Origin of the sequence: Pedobacter psychrodurus, from assembly GCF_004331735.1 — a bacterium.
Taxonomy (GTDB): Bacteria; Bacteroidota; Bacteroidia; order Sphingobacteriales; family Sphingobacteriaceae; genus Pedobacter; species Pedobacter psychrodurus.
This window is the reverse complement of sequence record NZ_SJSO01000003.1, coordinates 153,122-171,635: the sequence shown is the minus strand read 5'-3', so window position 1 is coordinate 171,635 and position 18,514 is coordinate 153,122. Positions and strand designations below refer to the sequence as shown.

The following is an 18,514-nucleotide window of genomic DNA, read 5'->3' as shown; positions in this document are numbered from 1 at the left end:
GAACAAACGAACTAAAATCTACAGTCCAGGACGATTATCCATGGACCTGGATTGCTCCGAAATTGTAACCGAATAAACCGTTAATTTTTATGACAAGAAAAAACTTAATATTGCTGTCGCTGCTCCTGCTTTCTATAATCACCCAGGGGCAACAAAAAACAAAGGGTCGGGCCTTGGGTGAAAAATGGGTAGATCAAAACTTCAGTCAACTCAACAGGCGCCAAAAAATTGCGCAGCTGATGGTGGTGCGCCTTTCAGAAAAACGTGGTAATGAAGCTGTCTTTTTTGAAAAAGAGGTCGCAGGTTACATCAAAAAATACAAAATTGGTTCAGTTTGCCTGTTTCAGGGCAACGCAGTCCAGCAGGCTTTGGTTTTAAATCAACTTCAGGCGTTATCAAAAGTACCGCTTATGGTTTGTATTGATGGAGAAACCGGTGTTGGGATGCGCTTTGGAGACATAAAACCGTTTCCAGACCAACTGACGATGGGCGCTATGAATGATGCATCTATAGTTTACCGGGTCGGAAGAACTATTGGCTTACAATGCAAAAATGCAGGAATACAGGTTAATTATGCGCCGGTTGTTGACATTAACAATAACCCGGATAACCCGGTTATAAATTTCCGCTCCTTCGGGCAGGATAAGTATAAGGTTTCTCTTTATGGAAGCCGTATCACCTCGGGTATGCAGGATGCGGGTATCATGGCATGTGCAAAACATTTTCCAGGGCATGGGGATGTATCGGTAGACTCCCACCTGGATCTGCCGGTGATCAACAAGTCGCTGGCCCAGCTGGACTCCCTGGAGCTTTTTCCCTTCAAAAGCCTGATCAGGGAAAATGTTGGCAGTGTAATGGTTGCCCATCTTTATATCCCAGCGATAGATACAACGAGCAACCGGGCTACTTCGCTATCAAAAAGCAATGTTACAGGCCTTCTCCGGGAGCAATTCGGCTTCAAGGGCATCACTTTTACCGATGCGCTGGAAATGAAAGGGGTTGCTAAATTCTACCCCAAAGGAGAGGCCGCAGCGCAGTCCCTGATTGCGGGCAACGATATGCTCTGCCTTCCGGGCGATATCAAGGGTAGTATTAAAAAAATCCGGAAGGCCATCCGAAAAGGTCAACTAAGCTGGCCGGAGATCGATCGCCGGGTTAAGAAAGTACTTTTAGCAAAATACCATCTTGGTCTGGACACGCTAAAACCTATTGACACCCTGAACCTATCTTTAAGGCTAAACGCGGGGGTTGATGAGTTAAAAAAAGAAGTCTATAAAAATTCCATCACCCTACTCGCTCTGCAGGATGCGGAGTTACTGCCATTGAAACATGGCACTAGGGTTGCCTTCGTCGGCCTGGGCATTGAACAGGAAAATCATTTTGCTGCTCAGCTCCGCAAATTATACCAAGCGGACTGCTACTATCTGGGATCTAAAAGTGACAGTACCCGTGCAAAGCATTTATTGCAGCAGACCGCTGGTTATGATGTAGTGATCATCGGGATGCACAGCTATGCGCGTTTTCCGGCAAAAAACTTTGGCATCAGCGGTGCGACTTTTTATCTCCTGGACCAACTGCAAAAAAAGGCAAATGTGATCAGTTTTGCTTTCGGCAACCCTTATGCGATAAAAGACTTTAAAGAGGCTAAAAATATCATCGCCTGTTATGAAGACGACGAGCTGATGCATGATACTGCGATAGATCTTTTGGAGGGAAAAATAACAGCTAAAGGCAAGCTTCCGGTAAGTGTAGACCGTTTCCCTTTCGGAACAGGAATAACCACTAACTTTTATCTGCCTGTTGTCAGCCCCGAACGCGCAGGACTCGATAGTGCTACACTAATGGGCATTGATAGTATTGCCAAAAACGCGATTGCAAATGGGGCAACACCAGGATGCGTTGTACTGGCCGCTAGAAACGGCAAGATAGGCTTTTTTAAAGCCTATGGGCACTTAGATTATAGCAAGAAAGAAAAAACTACCCTGCAGACGGTATATGATTTAGCATCCGTAACCAAAATCAGCGCGACCAATATTTCGGTGATGAAATTATATGAAGAGGGAAGACTTGATCTGCAGAAAACACTTGGGGATTATTTACCTTGGGTCCGGGGCACCGATAAGGCAGGCTTAAAGGTTTTTGATATTTTGCTCCATCAGGCAGGACTGGTCTCTTTCATCCCCTTTTACCGCGAAACGATAGAGATAAAAACAGGTCAGCCGAAAGCTGGTTATTATCAGGCCCAGCCAGGGGGCATTTATACCATCAGGGTAGCCGAGGGCATGTATCTGCGTAAAGACTATGCGGACACGATCAAAACCAGGATACTTAAGAGCAAAATGGGCCCAGCAAACAGATACGTCTACAGTGATAATGATTTTATATTTCTGGGTATGATCGTGGAGCAGATTACTGGTTTAACACTGGATGAATATGTTCGCAACACATTCTATCTTCCACTAGGAATGACCAACACGGCATTTAAGCCATTGGAGCACACACCGCTAAATACAATTGCACCGACGGAAATAGAAAAGTCGTTCAGACTGCAGCAGCTCAGAGGAGATGTACACGATCCGGGCGCGGCGATGTTTGGCGGAGTTGCGGGTCATGCCGGTCTGTTCAGTAATGCTTATGATCTGGCACAGCTTTACCAGTTACTGTTAAATGGCGGCGAACTTCATGGTGTAAGGCTGTTGAAAAAAGAGACCATAGCTTATTTTACTGCATACCAAAGTAGCATCAGCAGACGCGGAATCGGCTTTGATAAGCCCGAGAAAGACAATGCTACCAGAGTTACACCTTATCCAACGATAAGTGCATCACCGCAAGCCTTTGGTCATACAGGCTTCACCGGGATCGGTGTATGGGCAGATCCGAAAGAAAATCTATTATACATTTTCCTTTCGAACAGAGTGAACCCTGACGGAGGTGAAAACACCAAACTGTTGAGCACGGATGTGCGCGGGGCGATCCAGGAAGTAGTTTACAAAGCGATCATAGAGGAAGATAAAACCCCGGGGTCATCCAGGGCGATTCAAAGTCAGCAGCTGAAACCAGCAAACAGGCGCAGACCTTAAATCACTGTGACTTTGGCTGCGTATTTTTCAATCAGGGCACTATCCAGATGCAGGTCAGTAATCAGATAGTCAACCGCATTAAAATTGCATATTTTCATGCGTTTTGAAGAATCCAGTTTTTCTGATATGCACAGTAAAGCAGTCTTGTGGGCTGCGTTGATCATAGCCTTTTTCACCTGCACAACTTCCCAGTCGGAGTCTGATATGCCGTTGCCAAGTGAAATTCCATTGGTTCCCAAAAAGCAGAGATCAGCCTTAATTTCCGAAAGCTGGCTGATCACCTGCGAACCGGTAACGATATGGGAGTTAAGCTCAAGCCGTCCGGCCAGAAGATTGACCGTGATATTAGGATGTTCAGCCAATTCAATTCCGACCAGGGGGCTAACGGTAAAAATTGTGCAGTAAAGATCTTCAGGAAACATCCGGGCAAGCTCGAGCATGGTGGTTCCACCGCTAACGACTAAGACCATTCCACTCTCGATCAGGCCGAGTGCTTTACGTGCGATAGCTTTTTTTCCTTCCTTATTGTAAACCTCGCGGGCGGAGAAAGGATAGTGAAAGGATTTGGAAAGTGCACCACCATAAACCTTAAAAATCTTCCCCAGATCGGCCAGTTCATTTAAGTCCCTGCGAACCGTATCTTCTGAAACATCCAGCTGGGCACTCAAGTCAGTGGAGAGTACTTTGTTATGAATATTTAACTGACTGATGATGTACTGCTGCCTTTCTTCTTTTAACATGGCTGTAAAATTATATAATTATGATGAATATGATCACTACTTTTCAGTTACACAATAAGATTATTTCCAAGGTGCTGCTGTATGTTTATGGTCAGCGATCAAGGTATAGGAATCGCAAGCGAAGACCAGATCCTTATTTTCTGGCGTTACAACAGGATCCAAAATACTCAGACTGGATCAATTGCAGGCACATTCCTTCCTGCCGGGACAGCTTTACATCCAAAAAAAAGAAAGCAGACAATGAAAAGTCAGATAATCTCTAAACAGCGAGATTGACCAGCTTATAACATACATACCCACATCATTCCTCATCCTTAAAGCTAAAATACCGATAGTTCGAAACAATCAGGTGATCAATCCTGGCAGCATCCCAGTTAACCAGCAAATTTTATAAGCCATTCCGGAGGAAATAATCATTGGCCGCTCCGCCACTTTGAATTTAGGTCTATAACTGATTTCAATTTCTGCAACCTGATAATTTACCTTTTCCATAATATTTGAATTAATTATGGTGCAGCCAAAGGTTTAATGAACGCCAAAGCTGGAAGAAACAACGGAATAAATAGAAAAGTGGACCAAGGCTATAGGAGGGTTTATGCCGGAATTTCCTTCAGCGCGCCGGTATGAAACTTAAATTTGTACCTGGATTGAATGAATCCCCACCCCACATCAATTATCAGACAATAAAAATAGAACGCCAAAAAACCTTTTCCTTCCCTGTCAGGGACAGACGCGGCATCCTTTTGGAACAAAAAATGGGCCGGTCCACTGGGGCAACCAAAAAACAGTCTAAATAACCATAAAGACTCCACCTAAAATAATCAGGACCGCATCACCAGGTTGCATACAGCTTGAATAAAAAAAATGCAGGAAGCTGAAACTAACCTGCACTTTACACTCTAACTTTAGCAATGATTATACCAATTTAACATTCACAGCGTTTGGCCCTTTTTTGCCATCCTGGATATCGAACGTCACTTCGTCATTCTCCCTCACATCATCCTTAAGACCGGAGATATGAACAAAAAACTCCTTACCTGTACCCTCTTCCACTACAAATCCAAATCCTTTAGATTCATTAAAAAATTTTACTTTACCTGATGCCATAATAACTGTTTTTCTTTAAGATGTTTAACATGCAAGTTATCAAAATAACTGGTAAAGTTCATCAATATAGTGCGAGATCACTTGCACGTGGAAGTTAGATGAAAAAAAGGTGACAGCATCGTTGCAGAACGAACCGAGCTGGCAGATAAACCTTTGAGAGAAGATATTTAAAAAAATAAAAAAGACAGACAAGCTGAGTGTTTCAGTAGGGATTTCTCCACATTAGAATAAAAATGAATCTTCATGCAACCATGTCTTCGCCCACTTTTGAAAAAATATACTTTCTGAAAATCATTTTTTTTTGCGCAAAAAAAATAAAATCAAGACATCTGGAAAACTAAATCGGCAGCAAAATACTCACTATGGTGTTAATTAATTCTTCAAATGGTTTAATTACGCAATAATAAAGAGACTATCTGAAAATTGCAGTCCTATAAAAAAACACCTCCATCAATATTTTTCCTCTGTAAAAAGTTATATGGCAACTATGAGAAAGACGCTACTTTTCCCCATTATAATTCTTGCACTGTTAATTGGCTGCAAAAGAAAGAATACTATTTCAGCTCAGGAATTTCATCTGGTTGAACCCGGAAATTTACAAAATTTTAAAGGTGATGTCCTTTGCCAATTTCACAATGACAGGGTCGAAATATATTCCTACAAGAACAGATCCAAGAATATTGCAGATGTATCGGTTGGCAGTTACTCAATGGGTTTGGGCACACTAACCTTCCCTAAAGGTACCTTCATCATAAGAAAGATAGGTCAAAACTACAGGTTGACATCAGAGGGCAAAATTAAGTACTTTTTACTTACCGACAGTGCATATGATAGTTTTGTTTCCGACCATAAGCCCCTCGAAATGTAATATTATCGATTTGCAATTCATTTTTACTAACTGGGATTAAAATGGGGAATCTCAGAGAGTTTTTGTCTCTTGGAGAGTGGAAAGGACAAACTTCATGTTGCATCTCCACGCCATCTTAATATTGCAATCCCCTAGCCTTTAAAAAATCGCTGATCGTATCATCAATGACATACTTTGGATTGAGTTTTCTTGAATTATAAACCATCTGTTTAATAGTTTGCCGACCAAACTTTCAGATCGGTTGCGATTGGGTTTATAATGTAATAGGATATATCTTCAAACTATTGGTCTGTTTCATATAATCTTCGAATCATTTATTTGGTATAAAAAGTTCGTATCTATAGTTTTATGTGAATGAGACTATTTGCGATACAAATCTTCCAAATAGGATCAGCTATTTTCCCGAAAATAGGATTAGAATCAAAAACACCTACCAGTTACGCTCTGAGCCTGTTTTGTCGTTTGGTATCCGTTAATTTTATATAACCCCACAACAATTTAGGCTCACAGGTGTTCGTATATAAAAACGAATCCTCATACCGAGATCTATGACAATCAACCAATTCACATCAATTATTGCCAAGCATGACAACGAATTGAGAAACTTCGCAATGAAATTCACTCAGGATATTGACGATGCCAATGACCTTATGCAAGATACATTGGTGAAGGCAGTCCGTCACTTTCATCAGTTCCAAGAAGACACCAATATTAAAGGCTGGCTATATACCATCATGCGCAATACTTTTATCAACTCCTACCGTAAAGGGGTTAAAAGCCGCGATCTGATTACCCAATCGGAAGACATAACGTATGAAAACCTATCATACAGTGCGACCTCAAACAAAGCAGAAAATAATTTTGTGATGGGCGACATCAAAGGCGCGTTGGACAAGCTACCCGCACACCTGTCTATACCCTTTATCAGGTATGTTGAAGGTTACAAATACCATGAGATATCTGACAAGCTTAATATCCCATTGGGAACTGTTAAAACCCGGATTCACGAGGCCCGAAAACACCTCTCTAAAATGCTGAAGGTATACAAAGAAAGGATCAACTAATGGCTTATTATCCAGTTAACCCATACATTATTTCCAAGAAACTGTAATACGTTTCCCAAATCCCTTAAGAGCATCAAAGCTATTGAAAACTATTCTTTTGTTTTCAAATTGCGCTTGCTTTATAGGTGGATCTATGAAAAAAGTATAATTATTAAAAATCGAAGTAAATTTATCTGAATCCCTGCTTTTCTGAAAGACATAACCATCGGAAAGATGCAAAAAGGCATTCCGTCCATTTTCGGGTATACCGATCAGTTTTCGTTCCGGGGCAAAAACCATTACCTCAAAACTCTTTTTTATTGAGATGCTTTTGTCGAAAATGACAACGATTTCTTTTACGGCCGTTGAGCCATGTCCGACATCCTTTAAAAACACCTTTGCAGGGACAATAGTGCCTTTATCACCAATCACCGAACGTTCGGGGTCAGCCTTCATCAAACGGCCATATCTTGCGACGCTGAGAAGCGCCAACATTAAAAGAACAGTTAATACAACAGTTGCGGTTGTCGATTTTCCCAATTTCATTTTCTGACCTATATATCTTTTATAAAAATAATGCTTATTAACTGCAAAATCATAAAATGCCCTTTTTCAAATGCCAAATATATTTTGTGTACCATGTTGCGAGAAGCAATTATTGATATCTTTTGCGCTATCATAACCGCGATCCAAGTAGCATTACTAAAATTAACTAAAATGGCGATTACAATGATCGCCAATCCGCGAAAGGTTACACCATAATATACTTTAAGCGCCTGGAAACATCAAAAAATCAGCCCTGAGTTTTGACTACCCCTATCTGCGGTATTGATCGTCACCTACTACACGAAGATGAGAAAGACCAGCCCGTTAAACACAGGGCAAGCCAGCACTCCTTAAGCATTATTGTTCATTACATTTAGTAAGCGTCATCTTTTCTATAACAGATATTATTTTCCGGGACTTAAAGAAAAAACAACCAGCCCATCTATGATCTTGTGCCGCGCTCTATCTGTTACAGCGCCTCCCGTTTCATTACCATTCCACTGAGCGTAATAAACAAGTTCATTTGCGGATATTTTACCAATTGTTATACCATAAACCAAAAGTATCTTTTCCAGCTACGCTACCATGCCTGATTGCGCAATCGACTTCCGCATTTCTTCACTGCTTATTTTATTGATTTTCGCCTTGTAATGTTTAGTATACTCCCTTGTAATATCCTGTGATAACTGCCTAAATGTACTCAGTGACATCCGGACATATTTAAGATCATTCAGGTGATATTCTTTTGAAAGTGACCGTAGAATAAATTGCAGTTCTCTTACCTGCTCCTTCAAGCTCAGTTCACCATATATCATCTTCATAGCTTTACCACCATAACCGCATCTGTATTCTTAGCAAAGACAATATGTGGCATCTTGGCTACCCTGAAATATCGGAGTAGTATGGACAGCCTTTTAGTAGCATTGTTCAGAAACATAACACAGGAAAAGGCCGAGATGTCCCGAACATTCACAACATAGTATTCCTTCTTCCAACAGGCCTTCCTCTGGTATAGCATGTACACCAAGCACTGCGTCAGGCTTATTTATCGCAACAGTATGTTTGTCAGCGCTATAAAACTGAAAGTTTTTCTTGTAGATTCTGCACTGCAGCCATATAGCAGCAACAATATCATCAAGAAAGCAGGAATATTTTTCATTTTAATGCCAGTATTTGGTTGCGTCTGGATAACATTTATGGCCAAATGATTACGGTAAACTTAAAGGCCTGCAACACCCTCCAGCAAAGATAAAACGACTTTTTTCAGGGCTTTGACAAGGATAAACATAAGGCAATTATTTCAAAACTCTGGAAACCTTTATTCCAATTGCGATCAAGGATAATCCCAATCCAAATTATCCTCCAAAATGCATTTGATATTGTACTTCATATCCTTACTGGCCCAGATCCAGTCCTTTTTAAGGATCACCCTGATCAGTAATTCCTCTGCTCCATAGCCCCCAAGCGGTTTTCTCTCGGGGTCCTTAACGTAAAACATCAGTATTCCATCACCGTCGTTGGTGAAGAAGATAAATTGATTTGTCACCAAGGATTTGTGAAAGATTTCACCGAATCCGTTTTCGATTGTGTGATCTAAAGTAGCCATATTTTTTTTTGCCAGACAAAGACAGAATCAAGTTAAATTGTACAGGGAACCGTGGAATAAATAGCGTAGCGCTTATGCCGCGAAAGTCCTTTTACAGCTTAACTGTCCTGTACATTTGCAACTAAAAATATGGCGTCAGCAATCAAAACCCGGTGTAAAAAACGGCTGGAGCAAACCCCTGGTAAACGGATATTTCAACTGATTTATACTAAGAGAAAACCATTAAAATATTTTTTGTATAATTGTAATGTAGGGGGTGAGAGCCCTACATCCGGCGAAAGCCAGAGAGCGTTAATTTAGATTGGGGATACATCATTTATTTGATTATCCCCTTTTTTATAGCGCTAATACAGAATGCCTATCGGTTAGCAGTAACACCGGTATTAGATAATAACCATTTGTCAGGAGATCTTGGGCTTCATTGCAGTCTGAAAGATAGCAGTTGACTCCAAAGCAGGCAGGGTTAAAAAGATCATGATACCCTCAACAAAATCAGAGCAAAACGGGACCTGTCCTAAATACCAAGTTTGTCTGGCAGAGTTATATAGGTCCGGCATAGAAGAAAAAGGGCAGGCACGATTATTTGCCTAAATCATGAACCCTGCGCAAGCAGACCTGCCCTATCCTTTCACAGGAACGCGTAAATTTACCAAAAAAATCAGAATTGTCAAGTAATTACATGACACCTGAAATGGGATAAAATTTGACATTGGCGATCTCAAAAGTTACCGATGGTCAGTGAGAAAGAAAAAGAAATCCTAAAAAGATTCGGAACGCACCTAAAAAAACTAAAAGAAGCCAGAAACCTTTCTTACAGACAGTTTTATGCCAATAGCGGTGTTAATACAGGAGATATTATAAAATATGAAAATGGCATCACCGCGCCGGATTTCATTACAATCAAAAGACTCGCGGTAGGTTTAAAAGTCCATCCATCCGAGCTATTCAGCTTTGAATTCGGGGTAGATTTCGAAGCAGGCCTGGAATGAAATCCAAGTACGATACAGGGTGCACAATTAACCCTGAGATTAAAGTCAATTAGAAAAGCATCATAAATAGCATCGACTTCCCCATGATGTAGCCTCCCAACCCGATTACACTTTGTCAAAAACAGACGACCAAGGCAACGGTCATATCTCTCTCTATCCCGGAAGGATGATGAAAATGTACCGGATTCTTTAGCATCCCCGCATTATTATTGAGCGCATATCCTTCAGGAGCCGAATCCAAAAACTGGTGATCTTCCTTTCAAGCATCATTCTGGTTCGTTCAAACACCAACTAGTAGACAAATATCTACATATCTTATATCAATTATATTACAAATACATTCTTAAATAGAATAATAATTAGATTAGAGATGCCTAAATTAATGAACCATGAAAAACACAGTTCCCTGCATCATCATCGATGACGAAACAGGTGCAATCCGCACCATTAGCGACTATGTCGCTCAGATGCCAAGACTAACCCTAATTAAAACCTACACCGATCCGTTAGAGGCACTGGCAGAGATGTCCGCGCAGAACGCTCCACACCTGATCTACTCAGACATAGATATGCCAGGATTTTCGGGGATGAACCTTGCCGAAAGCTTGCGCGATACACAACACCACATTATCTTCACAACATCTTATCCGGGCTACGCTCTTGATGCCTTTGGACTTCGAATAAGAAATTATCTTCTGAAGCCATTCGATCTCCCAAAATTCGTGAAATATACTGAAGTGGTATTAAAAGAGTTTTTTAATCCCCTTGTGCTGGAACGTGAAACTGAAGATTCTTTCTTCCTGCGCACCGGACCAGAAAAGACCGAACTTGCCAGAGTGCTCAAAAGCGAGATTGCCTACATACAAGGCTCCAACAACCATATCCATATCTACACCCAAGAAGAAAATTATTCGGTCTACATGACCTTTACCGAAATCGAAGATCGCTTATCCAGCAGTCCAAATTTCTACCGGATACAACGTTCTTATATCATCAATTGCAGCCATGTCAAGGGTATTTCAGGGAACATTATAAATGTCGGAAAGTATGATGTGCTCATGTCCCCCAATTATAATATCCAGTTTATGAACTGGGTCAACAGCATCTGGCTAAAAACAAAAAGAAAGTAATTTCACCTGTTGCTCAAAACGGCATAGGATGTTGTAATTATTGTCACTGTTGATACTGTCGGATCAGTCGTCAGACGATCTGCTGATAAAGAAGAGCGGAATATAAATACCGTCTTCTTAATTAATTTGGGGCTATTTTTCGATTTCATAAAAGAAAACTAGCCCGCTAAAAATCCCAAAAAGACCGCCCTTGGCCAAGTGATATACTTCCGTGGCGAAGCTCCAAACCGACAAGAAAAAAAATGAGACCTTTTATAAAAAACTACATTTGGCACATTGCATTCTGGGCCTGCTTTATCGCCTACGAGGTTACCTCGGTAAAGTTTATTACCGGCGTCTACGGTAGTCCGAAAAACTACCTGATGCATTACCCGATCAACATCGCACTGGTTTACCTAGTGGCTAAATTTATACTGCCAAAAACCATTGGAAAAAAGCAAAAGAACTATCCTTTTTTATTGATCCTTGCGCCCTTATCCATGTTGATTTTCCTGATAATTAGTAACCTTGCCGACTCTATCCTTAGAAACATCAGTAACGAAGTATTCTTTGGCGATACCGCGATCACTAAAATATTTATCAGCGGCACGGTCTACAGGGGAATCTATTTCACGGGCTTTGGCATCACACTCTTTCTCTTCCAGAACCGTATATCGATACTCGAACGCAGCAATGAGCTGGAAAAAGAATCCGCCGAAAAGGATGTTCACCGCGCACAGCTTGATCTCGAACTGGTAGAAGCCAAGAACGCCTATTTAAGGGCCCAGATCAACCCACACTTCATGCTCAGTACCCTGAGCTATATCCATGATAGCACCAGGCTATCCGAGCCAGAAGCGGGACAAGCCGTTCTTCATCTCTCCAAACTGTTACGCTACGCGCTTGGGAGCGAGCGCGGTCCGGATAAAATACCACTTCATCTAGAAATCGAACAGATCGAAAACTTGTTCAAGATCACCAAGATCAGAAAGTCACAGACCTTTATCAGCTTTGATTACGACCTCAACCTTGCGGAAGCTGAAGTTATTCCGTTCCTTCTTTTGTCATTAGCTGAAAACATGCTCAAACACGGCAATCTCAGCCTTATCACTGATCCTGGAAAGATCTCCATATCCGTTCTGAACAACAATCTGGTTATCCAGACCGGTAACCTGATCAGTGCGGGAATTAACGACACCGGATTCCATACCGGCCTTTCCACCATAAGACAAAGGCTGCAAAATATGTACGGAAACCGGGCGACGATTTACTATGGAAGAGAAAACGGCAACCATTTCGTTACAAAGGTGAGCGTCCCCTTAACGAACACTGACCTAACAAAAAAGTCGGGCGAAACCCTAAAAAAAGATTATAAATAAATTCGGGGTTAATCTTCCCCATTTTCTGCAGCCCTCATGCTACATTTATAATCTTTGCGCATCTTACGGTACCCGGGGTTCCTCTGAAGGTCCTCAAGGAGAAGATATAAACCAAAATAACGCTCGCTTCGTCTGTCAAGCAGGTCAGCAAGCTTTGCAAAAGCGTTCCAGAGTGCAAAAAGTGCCAGTCCGATCACTACCGCTACCTTCGTTAACTCCACAATACCAGCCCCTTTGATCAGACAGAGTATTGTTACAATGACACTTGTAAGTCCCAAGGGGATCTCCCACCTGTAGTAATTTCTTTTGTAATATTGAGACAGGTTGAGGCAGACCGCTGCAACCCCGGCTATCTCGCGTTTTTTAAGACCAATCTGATTGACGACAAAAGTTTCAACCGCGAGCTGGTGCCGGAAGGCAGCCGAAAACAGCTGCGTTCCGCGTTCGAGGTCAGTTAGCTTAAACACTTTTAACATAATTACAGTATTGATCACCGTTGCGGCAGACGAGAGATAAAAACTAGCACTGGTTAGGTCTGCCATCGTTAGGATAAGAAGCATTGTAAAGATCAGGCAAAAGATAAATAGCATTATCCTTGCCCATTTTAGCTTCCTGGGCGATGATTTCCCCAGATAATTGTTATAAAAACTTGATTTCTCTCGCGTGAAAGCGTAAAGCCTTTCATGAACTGTTAGTAACACGTTTGTTTTTTGTATTTCCATAGCCAAAATTAGCTTTATAAAGTTTACTTAAGCTAGCTCAGCTAACGGTTTGTTTCCAGATGCAATCCGGTTTCAGGCCGTATGCATCGTTAATTTTGAGGTTTAAGAATTCGCTCAGCTGAACAAACAGCGCACTGAGGTAAGTGGCTCTAACTGATCTGAGAGAGCTTGAAAACTGCCAGATGAAGACGCCATTTTGTTTAATTTTTTCCGAAAAAATTTAAACAATACGTTAAACTGCACTCCTCAACGGTACGACGGCGACTGTCCTTTTTGATCGGCAAATGCTGTCCTGACCAAACCCTTCACACCACTTAACAATTATTAAAAGGTAACATTTTCGGTTAAACCGGATAAGGATATGCATTCGGTTACCAGTAGGATTAGTATCCGGTAAAGGCCTTACGTGCTTATTAAGTATAAAACCAAGATGGGATATTGTTCAGTTTTTCTATTTTGGAAAATGTCGCTGGGGCTGATGTTACCTCCATTGTAGCCAATATTATACTTATACTTTCGCAGAAATCCAATATATTTGGAGAATATTCCCATCGAATCCGGGGATTCTGAACAGGGTTTATAAAATACCTCAAATCCATGTCACGTCCGTAAGCCCGGAAAGGTCAACTAATTAGAGCATAACGCCAGGACTAAATATGGACGTCCCCGATATATGGCTTTTATCAGAGAAAATAATTTTATCGGGCATTACACATGATGCATATGTGCTCAGAGAGCAGGTACACAAAGAAGGCATACCTCTAACGGTAAGCGAATCCAGTCCGGCAAAAATGGCTACCAAAGAAACAGTTATGAAATTGTCTTCTGGTTGGAAGAGAGATTACAAACGGGCTTAGTTAAAAAGGAATTGCTGTATCGTGCTTTATCTGGGCAATCACAACCGATGAATTAAGGGAACCGACATTGTTAAGTTTGCCAATTTTATGAATGAGAAATTCATTGTATGTATTCATGTTCCTTGTAATGATTTTTAGGATAAAATCATATGCTCCCGTGCAATTGCAACAATCAACTACCTCGGGAAAATTGCACACCCCCTCTTGGAATTTGGATAATGCCTCCTGAGAATGATCGTTCAGTTGAATATGGAGGTATGCCATCATGCAGTCGGGTACCTTCCGGTAATCAACAAGCGCAACATAACATTTTATATACCCATTCCTCTCCAGTTTCTCAATCCGCTCTTTTATAGGCGTCTGAGACCGATGCAACTTGAATGCAAGTTCTTTGTAGGTAAGATGTGCATCCTTCTGCAAAAGTTTAAGGATACCAAAATCTGTCTGATCTGGACTAAAAGATTCCATTATAAATGGTTTGAAATTATGAATGCTTGGTTAGCTATAATGGTCATTCAAATATAACAAGTTTTGTTCTAAAGATGTATCACAAATATGCAAATAACCTTAAATTACAAAACAATATTTTACAAAAAGATCAATTGAAAAATTAATTAAAATAAAATTTGGAAAAAACTACCTAAACGGCAAAAATCTCCAAACTCATCACAACTGATAGATCACCCATCTTTCTATCGATATTTGCGCCATCAATTTTCATATAAACATAGATAGTCATTAGCATTTGCGGCGGGAACGGATAACCCGCTGAGCAGATCAAACGCATTATTATAGAAGTTGATTTTTTCATAGGTCTAAGATCAGATCGGTAAATGCCATGTGGCAGTTAGGTTTTAATTAGTTTTAGTAGTACAAATTTTAATGGGATATTTTAAACAACAGTCTTTTAATATTGTCATTACTGTAAATCAGAATAGCCGGCTATTCTATTATTGAACCAATAGAAAGGTATGCTAGAAGCATATTAATACTTTGGAAGCCCGATTTTAAAGCCATTACATATAGTCCTCGTCTGAGTTTTTTTCCTTTTGCGAATGCGTTTATATATTATTATGTACACCAAAATTATTGTTAAAAGGATTGCGGCAAGCGCATCTTCCAATACTAGCATACTATAGTTCATCCTGATTATGGTCAATGAGTTGTTTGACATCGCTTAAAATTAGCCCGTATGGGATTTTAGGTTCTATGTAGGTGGATTTTGGAGGAAAAACAGTACCAGATTCAATTCTTTGAATCAGATGGTCGACATCGATCCTACATAAAGTAAAGGCAATTAGATTTGAATCAGACTGGGTACGCTCCAATAGTTCCTCTCTAAAGGGTGTTGAATACAGCCGGTTATCGCACCTTGGATCCGATACGCCAAATACCGGCGCCAGAATCTTGTCCTGCAAAATATTAACATCTGTCTGCTGCATGAGCCCATCGTCATTTTTTAGGTCAAGCTGATACCAGCTTCCGGCTAAAAACATCCCCATCCTATGTGTCCTATCAGGAAAATATGGGTAATTGCCAGAAATAAGGGTAATGTAATAATATTTTCCGATCTCCTGGAGAATAGCCTCTGTACCAATTTTCATTTCTGGCAAAAAGGTCCTATGGAATGCCGAGGTACGGATCTGGTTATCGGCAACAAATAGTGCACTGATCCACTGGGCTTCCGCCAGATGCATATTAAGTGCTGCAGCCAACCTGTGGTGACCATCAGCTAAAAATACTTTATCAATTGAATTAAATACTCGTTTAAGACCCTCCACATCCAAAGTATCGGTTACAGGCCAAATCCTGTAGACGGTACCAGCTTTTCGGTAGATATCCGGACTGATCTTACTTTTCAGATTGGCAATGAGCATATCAACCCCTGAACGTGAACGATAAGTTAACAGGATCGGGGTACCCTCAATACCTATTGTCCTACGGTATTCCGCAATTCTGTCCTGCTGTTCAGTAAGTGTCCGTTCATGGGTCTCTAAACGTTCGTTTATAACGTCTTCTAAATTCATCTCTGCCCATATTCCACACTGGGATCCGATCATGCATTGTGATTCATAAATATAAATTGCTTTGGGATGTATAGCGTAATAGTTCGTGGAAACTAACTCTTTTAATATAATACGGCATTCATCAAGTGAATTAACTGAACGGCTATGCGGGTATTTTGGTTCCAAACCTCGTTTTAAACGGGCAATCATCTGTTCAATTTTATATGTTGAATATTTATGCAGCAATTTATTTATCAATGCCATATTTGGTCTAAGGGCAGAAAAAGCTCTAATTGTTGCCATATTTACGCCGGTTTAATTATTTTGAGACTATTGACATCCTTTTTTAATTCTGCAAATTCATACATTACCTGGACCAGGAACTCTACACTGGAAAGTGGTAGTGCATTATACAGGGAAACCCTAAAGCCACCAACTGTACGGTATCCCTTGATGCCAACTATTCCGCGGTCCGTAGCAAACTTTAAAAATTCGGGTTCTGTCAGCTGGTCATTGGTTCTAAAAGTAACGTTCATCCTTGAACGGTGGGCAACATTGGCTGTTCCTGTAAAAATAGGGCTGCGATCAATTTCCCGGTATAAAAGTTCGGCTTTCTTTTTATTTACAGCCTCGATCCCTTCCACCCCACCTACACTTTTCAACCATATAAGATTGAGCATTGACACATAAATAGAAAAAACAGGTGGTGTATTGTACATACTTTGATTATCCCTGAAGATACGATAATCAGACATTGCGGGAACCGGGTGTCCAACTGTTTCGAGAAAGGAGTTCTTGGCAATTACCAAGGTCATTCCAGCAGGCCCCATGTTTTTTTGTGCCCCTGCATATATAAAGTCAAAATCCCTGACGTTGATTTTCCTGGAAAAAATATCAGAAGACATATCACACACTACCGGAACACTAGAGTTGGGGAAATCAAAAATTTCCGTACCTTCAATTGTATTATTAGAAGTAAGATGGAGGTATGCCACATCTTTCTCTAAATTATAGTTATCAGGAACATAGGCATAACCTTTATCCCCCGAGGAGGCCACAATGGTAACTTCACCAAAAAGTGTAGCTTCTTTAATTGCCTTTTGAGCAAAATAACCAGTGTCAAGGTAGGCCGCTTTTTGTTTTCCTACCAGAAAATTTAATGGTATCATTGAAAACTGCGTACTTGCACCGCCCTGCAAAAAGAGAACTGAATAATTTTCAGGTACGTTAAGCAGTTCGCGAACCAACAGTTGGGTCTTTAGGATTACACTTTCAAATTCAGCTGAACGATGAGAAATTTCCAATATGGATAACCCCGAATCTCCCCAGTTGATTACTGCTTTGGCAGCCTGTTCCATGACCGAGGGAGGCAAGATACAAGGACCTGCTCCGAAATTGTGTTTGGTTGTCATAATATTAAAGAATTACTATCTGTAAAGCTCAGGCTAATAACATTTTAATCATTCCAAACATTAAATTTCAGTGAAATTAACTATTTAGCTTTCCAATAAGCTGCTAATATTTGGCTTGATTAAGGTTTTGCAGGTAGATGCCAAATTTAATTCTATCGGACAACGCTAAAATCATTTTTTCATGTAATAAATACACTAAGCGAAACGCATTACTAGCCTTATATAGACTAGACTAGCCTTTAAGGGCATACTCTTCTAATCAACAAATAACACAAATACACAAAGCTCTTTTTAGCACTGATCTAAATGAAAAAATATATGGTAATGGATTATACTATAATTAGGTTTATTTACTACCCGGAATAACCCCGGGATTGCATATCAGCTTAAATCTTTCGGGATACGCTTATTACACCAGATCAACTTGGATAATCATTACTGAATAAATACTCGATACCAACATAAAAAAGATTCCAAAACTGAATATAACATTAATAATTTGGGCTAAAACAAGAGAATTTCTGTAAAAAACAACATTTATTGATATAAACTAGCATAACACTCAACTTAGCCAAAAATAAACCAGATCGGACCAGAGGCAAAGCCCGTCTAATAATTGAGCCATGAACACATCAACAGCAAACAAACCACTTTCCGCCATGACGGAAAAATTTGAACATTTATCGCTCCTGGTTGGTAATACACCTATGTTAGAGCTAACCTAAGCGTATCATGGCAGTATTGGCAAAATTTATGTGAAATGTGAACACTACAATTTAACCGGCAGCATTAAAGATAGGATGGCGCTTTACACCTTGAAAAAAGCATATGCCGAAGGTAAGATCAAACCCGGCGACAGAATTGTTGAAGCCACCAGTGGCAATACCGGAATTGCATTTGCAGCCATAGGTAAGGCACTAGGGCATCCCGTCACGATAATCATGCCCAATTGGCTAAGTAAAGAGCGCATGGATATTATTAAAAGTTTAGGTGCCGAAATTATCCTGGTGAGCAAAGAAGAAGGTGGTTATAGGAAGCATTAAACTGGCA

The 18,514-nt window shown here is 40.5% G+C and carries 17 protein-coding genes; 7 read left to right on the top strand and 10 right to left on the bottom strand.

From position 1 onward, the window contains the following. The first annotated feature begins 89 nt into the window (after nt 1-89). Nucleotides 90-3,080 (top strand): glycoside hydrolase family 3 N-terminal domain-containing protein, encoded by a 2,991-nt coding sequence (locus tag EZ456_RS04255; protein WP_131527627.1) that lies wholly within the window; start codon nt 90-92, stop codon nt 3,078-3,080. Here the strand turns inward: EZ456_RS04255 and EZ456_RS04250 are convergent. From EZ456_RS04250 to EZ456_RS04245, 3 genes are all read right to left on the bottom strand, one after another. Continuing rightward, on the bottom strand, nt 3,077-3,820 hold the full coding sequence (locus EZ456_RS04250; RefSeq protein ID WP_131527625.1) for a DeoR/GlpR family DNA-binding transcription regulator: 744 nt from the start codon (nt 3,818-3,820) through the stop codon (nt 3,077-3,079). The genes EZ456_RS04255 and EZ456_RS04250 overlap by 4 nt on opposite strands. Nucleotides 3,821-4,165: 345 nt before the next feature. Next, nucleotides 4,166-4,312, bottom strand: coding sequence for a hypothetical protein (locus tag EZ456_RS25035; protein WP_165501239.1), 147 nt, complete (start codon nt 4,310-4,312; stop codon nt 4,166-4,168). Between the two features lie 423 nt (nt 4,313-4,735). Next, a complete protein-coding gene (locus EZ456_RS04245; protein WP_131527623.1) occupies nt 4,736-4,927 on the bottom strand; it encodes a cold-shock protein in 192 nt (63 codons plus the stop codon). Between the two features lie 1,416 nt (nt 4,928-6,343). On the opposite strand from EZ456_RS04245, the gene EZ456_RS04240 reads away from it, so the two are divergent. After that, complete coding sequence (locus tag EZ456_RS04240) at nt 6,344-6,859, top strand: RNA polymerase sigma factor (protein WP_131527621.1); 516 nt, start codon at nt 6,344-6,346, stop codon at nt 6,857-6,859. Between the two features lie 27 nt (nt 6,860-6,886). Here EZ456_RS04240 and EZ456_RS04235 read toward each other — a convergent pair whose 3' ends face one another. From EZ456_RS04235 to EZ456_RS04225, 3 genes are all read right to left on the bottom strand, one after another. Next, nucleotides 6,887-7,384 (bottom strand): hypothetical protein, encoded by a 498-nt coding sequence (locus tag EZ456_RS04235; RefSeq protein ID WP_131527618.1) that lies wholly within the window; start codon nt 7,382-7,384, stop codon nt 6,887-6,889. Between the two features lie 575 nt (nt 7,385-7,959). Continuing rightward, nucleotides 7,960-8,205: a hypothetical protein gene (locus EZ456_RS04230; protein WP_131527616.1), complete on the bottom strand. Its 246-nt coding sequence runs from the start codon at nt 8,203-8,205 to the stop codon at nt 7,960-7,962. Between the two features lie 512 nt (nt 8,206-8,717). Beyond that, nucleotides 8,718-8,990 (bottom strand): hypothetical protein, encoded by a 273-nt coding sequence (locus tag EZ456_RS04225; protein ID WP_131527614.1) that lies wholly within the window; start codon nt 8,988-8,990, stop codon nt 8,718-8,720. Nucleotides 8,991-9,721: 731 nt separating this feature from the next. On the opposite strand from EZ456_RS04225, the gene EZ456_RS04220 reads away from it, so the two are divergent. The 3 genes from EZ456_RS04220 to EZ456_RS04210 all read left to right on the top strand — a co-directional run bounded on the left by EZ456_RS04220 (nt 9,722) and on the right by EZ456_RS04210 (nt 12,467). Then, nucleotides 9,722-9,979 carry a helix-turn-helix domain-containing protein gene (locus EZ456_RS04220; RefSeq protein WP_131527612.1) on the top strand — a complete coding sequence of 86 codons (258 nt, stop codon included), beginning with the start codon at nt 9,722-9,724 and terminating at the stop codon, nt 9,977-9,979. 389 nt (nt 9,980-10,368) lie between these two features. After that, the gene (locus EZ456_RS04215; protein ID WP_131527610.1) at nt 10,369-11,109 is read left to right on the top strand and encodes a LytR/AlgR family response regulator transcription factor; all 741 of its coding nucleotides are present in this window, start codon (nt 10,369-10,371) and stop codon (nt 11,107-11,109) included. 242 nt (nt 11,110-11,351) lie between these two features. Then, nucleotides 11,352-12,467, top strand: coding sequence for a sensor histidine kinase (locus EZ456_RS04210; RefSeq protein ID WP_131527608.1), 1,116 nt, complete (start codon nt 11,352-11,354; stop codon nt 12,465-12,467). Nucleotides 12,468-12,475: 8 nt separating this feature from the next. Here EZ456_RS04210 and EZ456_RS04205 read toward each other — a convergent pair whose 3' ends face one another. Continuing rightward, entirely contained in the window at nt 12,476-13,189 is a 714-nt protein-coding gene (locus EZ456_RS04205) for a hypothetical protein (RefSeq protein WP_131527606.1), read from the bottom strand. A gap of 656 nt (nt 13,190-13,845) precedes the next feature. Between EZ456_RS04205 and EZ456_RS04200 the strand changes: the two genes are divergently transcribed. Beyond that, nucleotides 13,846-14,046, top strand: coding sequence for a hypothetical protein (locus tag EZ456_RS04200; protein ID WP_131527604.1), 201 nt, complete (start codon nt 13,846-13,848; stop codon nt 14,044-14,046). Here EZ456_RS04200 and EZ456_RS04195 read toward each other — a convergent pair whose 3' ends face one another. The 3 genes from EZ456_RS04195 to serC all read right to left on the bottom strand — a co-directional run bounded on the left by EZ456_RS04195 (nt 14,047) and on the right by serC (nt 17,464). Further along, on the bottom strand, nt 14,047-14,514 hold the full coding sequence (locus tag EZ456_RS04195) for an Lrp/AsnC family transcriptional regulator (RefSeq protein WP_131527602.1): 468 nt from the start codon (nt 14,512-14,514) through the stop codon (nt 14,047-14,049). A 665-nt stretch (nt 14,515-15,179) separates the two neighbouring features. Further along, entirely contained in the window at nt 15,180-16,355 is a 1,176-nt protein-coding gene (locus tag EZ456_RS04190) for a DUF1015 family protein (RefSeq protein WP_131527600.1), read from the bottom strand. A 2-nt stretch (nt 16,356-16,357) separates the two neighbouring features. Next, complete coding sequence (gene serC, locus EZ456_RS04185; RefSeq protein ID WP_131527598.1) at nt 16,358-17,464, bottom strand: 3-phosphoserine/phosphohydroxythreonine transaminase; 1,107 nt, start codon at nt 17,462-17,464, stop codon at nt 16,358-16,360. A 755-nt stretch (nt 17,465-18,219) separates the two neighbouring features. Here serC and EZ456_RS25505 point away from each other — a divergent pair. Continuing rightward, a complete protein-coding gene (locus EZ456_RS25505) occupies nt 18,220-18,507 on the top strand; it encodes a pyridoxal-phosphate dependent enzyme (protein ID WP_225876462.1) in 288 nt (95 codons plus the stop codon). The last annotated feature ends 7 nt before the right edge of the window (nt 18,508-18,514 follow it).

Excerpts from the sequence above, each read along its gene's own strand:
- EZ456_RS04255 (WP_131527627.1), top strand. The coding sequence starts at position 90 with ATGACAAGAAAAAACTTAATATTGCTGTCGCTGCTCCTGCTTTCTATA.
- EZ456_RS04250 (WP_131527625.1), bottom strand. The coding sequence starts at position 3,820 with ATGTTAAAAGAAGAAAGGCAGCAGTACATCATCAGTCAGTTAAATATT.
- EZ456_RS25035 (WP_165501239.1), bottom strand. The coding sequence starts at position 4,312 with ATGGAAAAGGTAAATTATCAGGTTGCAGAAATTGAAATCAGTTATAGA.
- EZ456_RS04245 (WP_131527623.1), bottom strand. The coding sequence starts at position 4,927 with ATGGCATCAGGTAAAGTAAAATTTTTTAATGAATCTAAAGGATTTGGA.
- EZ456_RS04240 (WP_131527621.1), top strand. The coding sequence starts at position 6,344 with ATGACAATCAACCAATTCACATCAATTATTGCCAAGCATGACAACGAA.
- EZ456_RS04235 (WP_131527618.1), bottom strand. The coding sequence starts at position 7,384 with ATGAAATTGGGAAAATCGACAACCGCAACTGTTGTATTAACTGTTCTT.
- EZ456_RS04230 (WP_131527616.1), bottom strand. The coding sequence starts at position 8,205 with ATGAAGATGATATATGGTGAACTGAGCTTGAAGGAGCAGGTAAGAGAA.
- EZ456_RS04225 (WP_131527614.1), bottom strand. The coding sequence starts at position 8,990 with ATGGCTACTTTAGATCACACAATCGAAAACGGATTCGGTGAAATCTTT.
- EZ456_RS04220 (WP_131527612.1), top strand. The coding sequence starts at position 9,722 with ATGGTCAGTGAGAAAGAAAAAGAAATCCTAAAAAGATTCGGAACGCAC.
- EZ456_RS04215 (WP_131527610.1), top strand. The coding sequence starts at position 10,369 with ATGAAAAACACAGTTCCCTGCATCATCATCGATGACGAAACAGGTGCA.
- EZ456_RS04210 (WP_131527608.1), top strand. The coding sequence starts at position 11,352 with ATGAGACCTTTTATAAAAAACTACATTTGGCACATTGCATTCTGGGCC.
- EZ456_RS04205 (WP_131527606.1), bottom strand. The coding sequence starts at position 13,189 with ATGGAAATACAAAAAACAAACGTGTTACTAACAGTTCATGAAAGGCTT.
- EZ456_RS04200 (WP_131527604.1), top strand. The coding sequence starts at position 13,846 with ATGGACGTCCCCGATATATGGCTTTTATCAGAGAAAATAATTTTATCG.
- EZ456_RS04195 (WP_131527602.1), bottom strand. The coding sequence starts at position 14,514 with ATGGAATCTTTTAGTCCAGATCAGACAGATTTTGGTATCCTTAAACTT.
- EZ456_RS04190 (WP_131527600.1), bottom strand. The coding sequence starts at position 16,355 with ATGGCAACAATTAGAGCTTTTTCTGCCCTTAGACCAAATATGGCATTG.
- serC (WP_131527598.1), bottom strand. The coding sequence starts at position 17,464 with ATGACAACCAAACACAATTTCGGAGCAGGTCCTTGTATCTTGCCTCCC.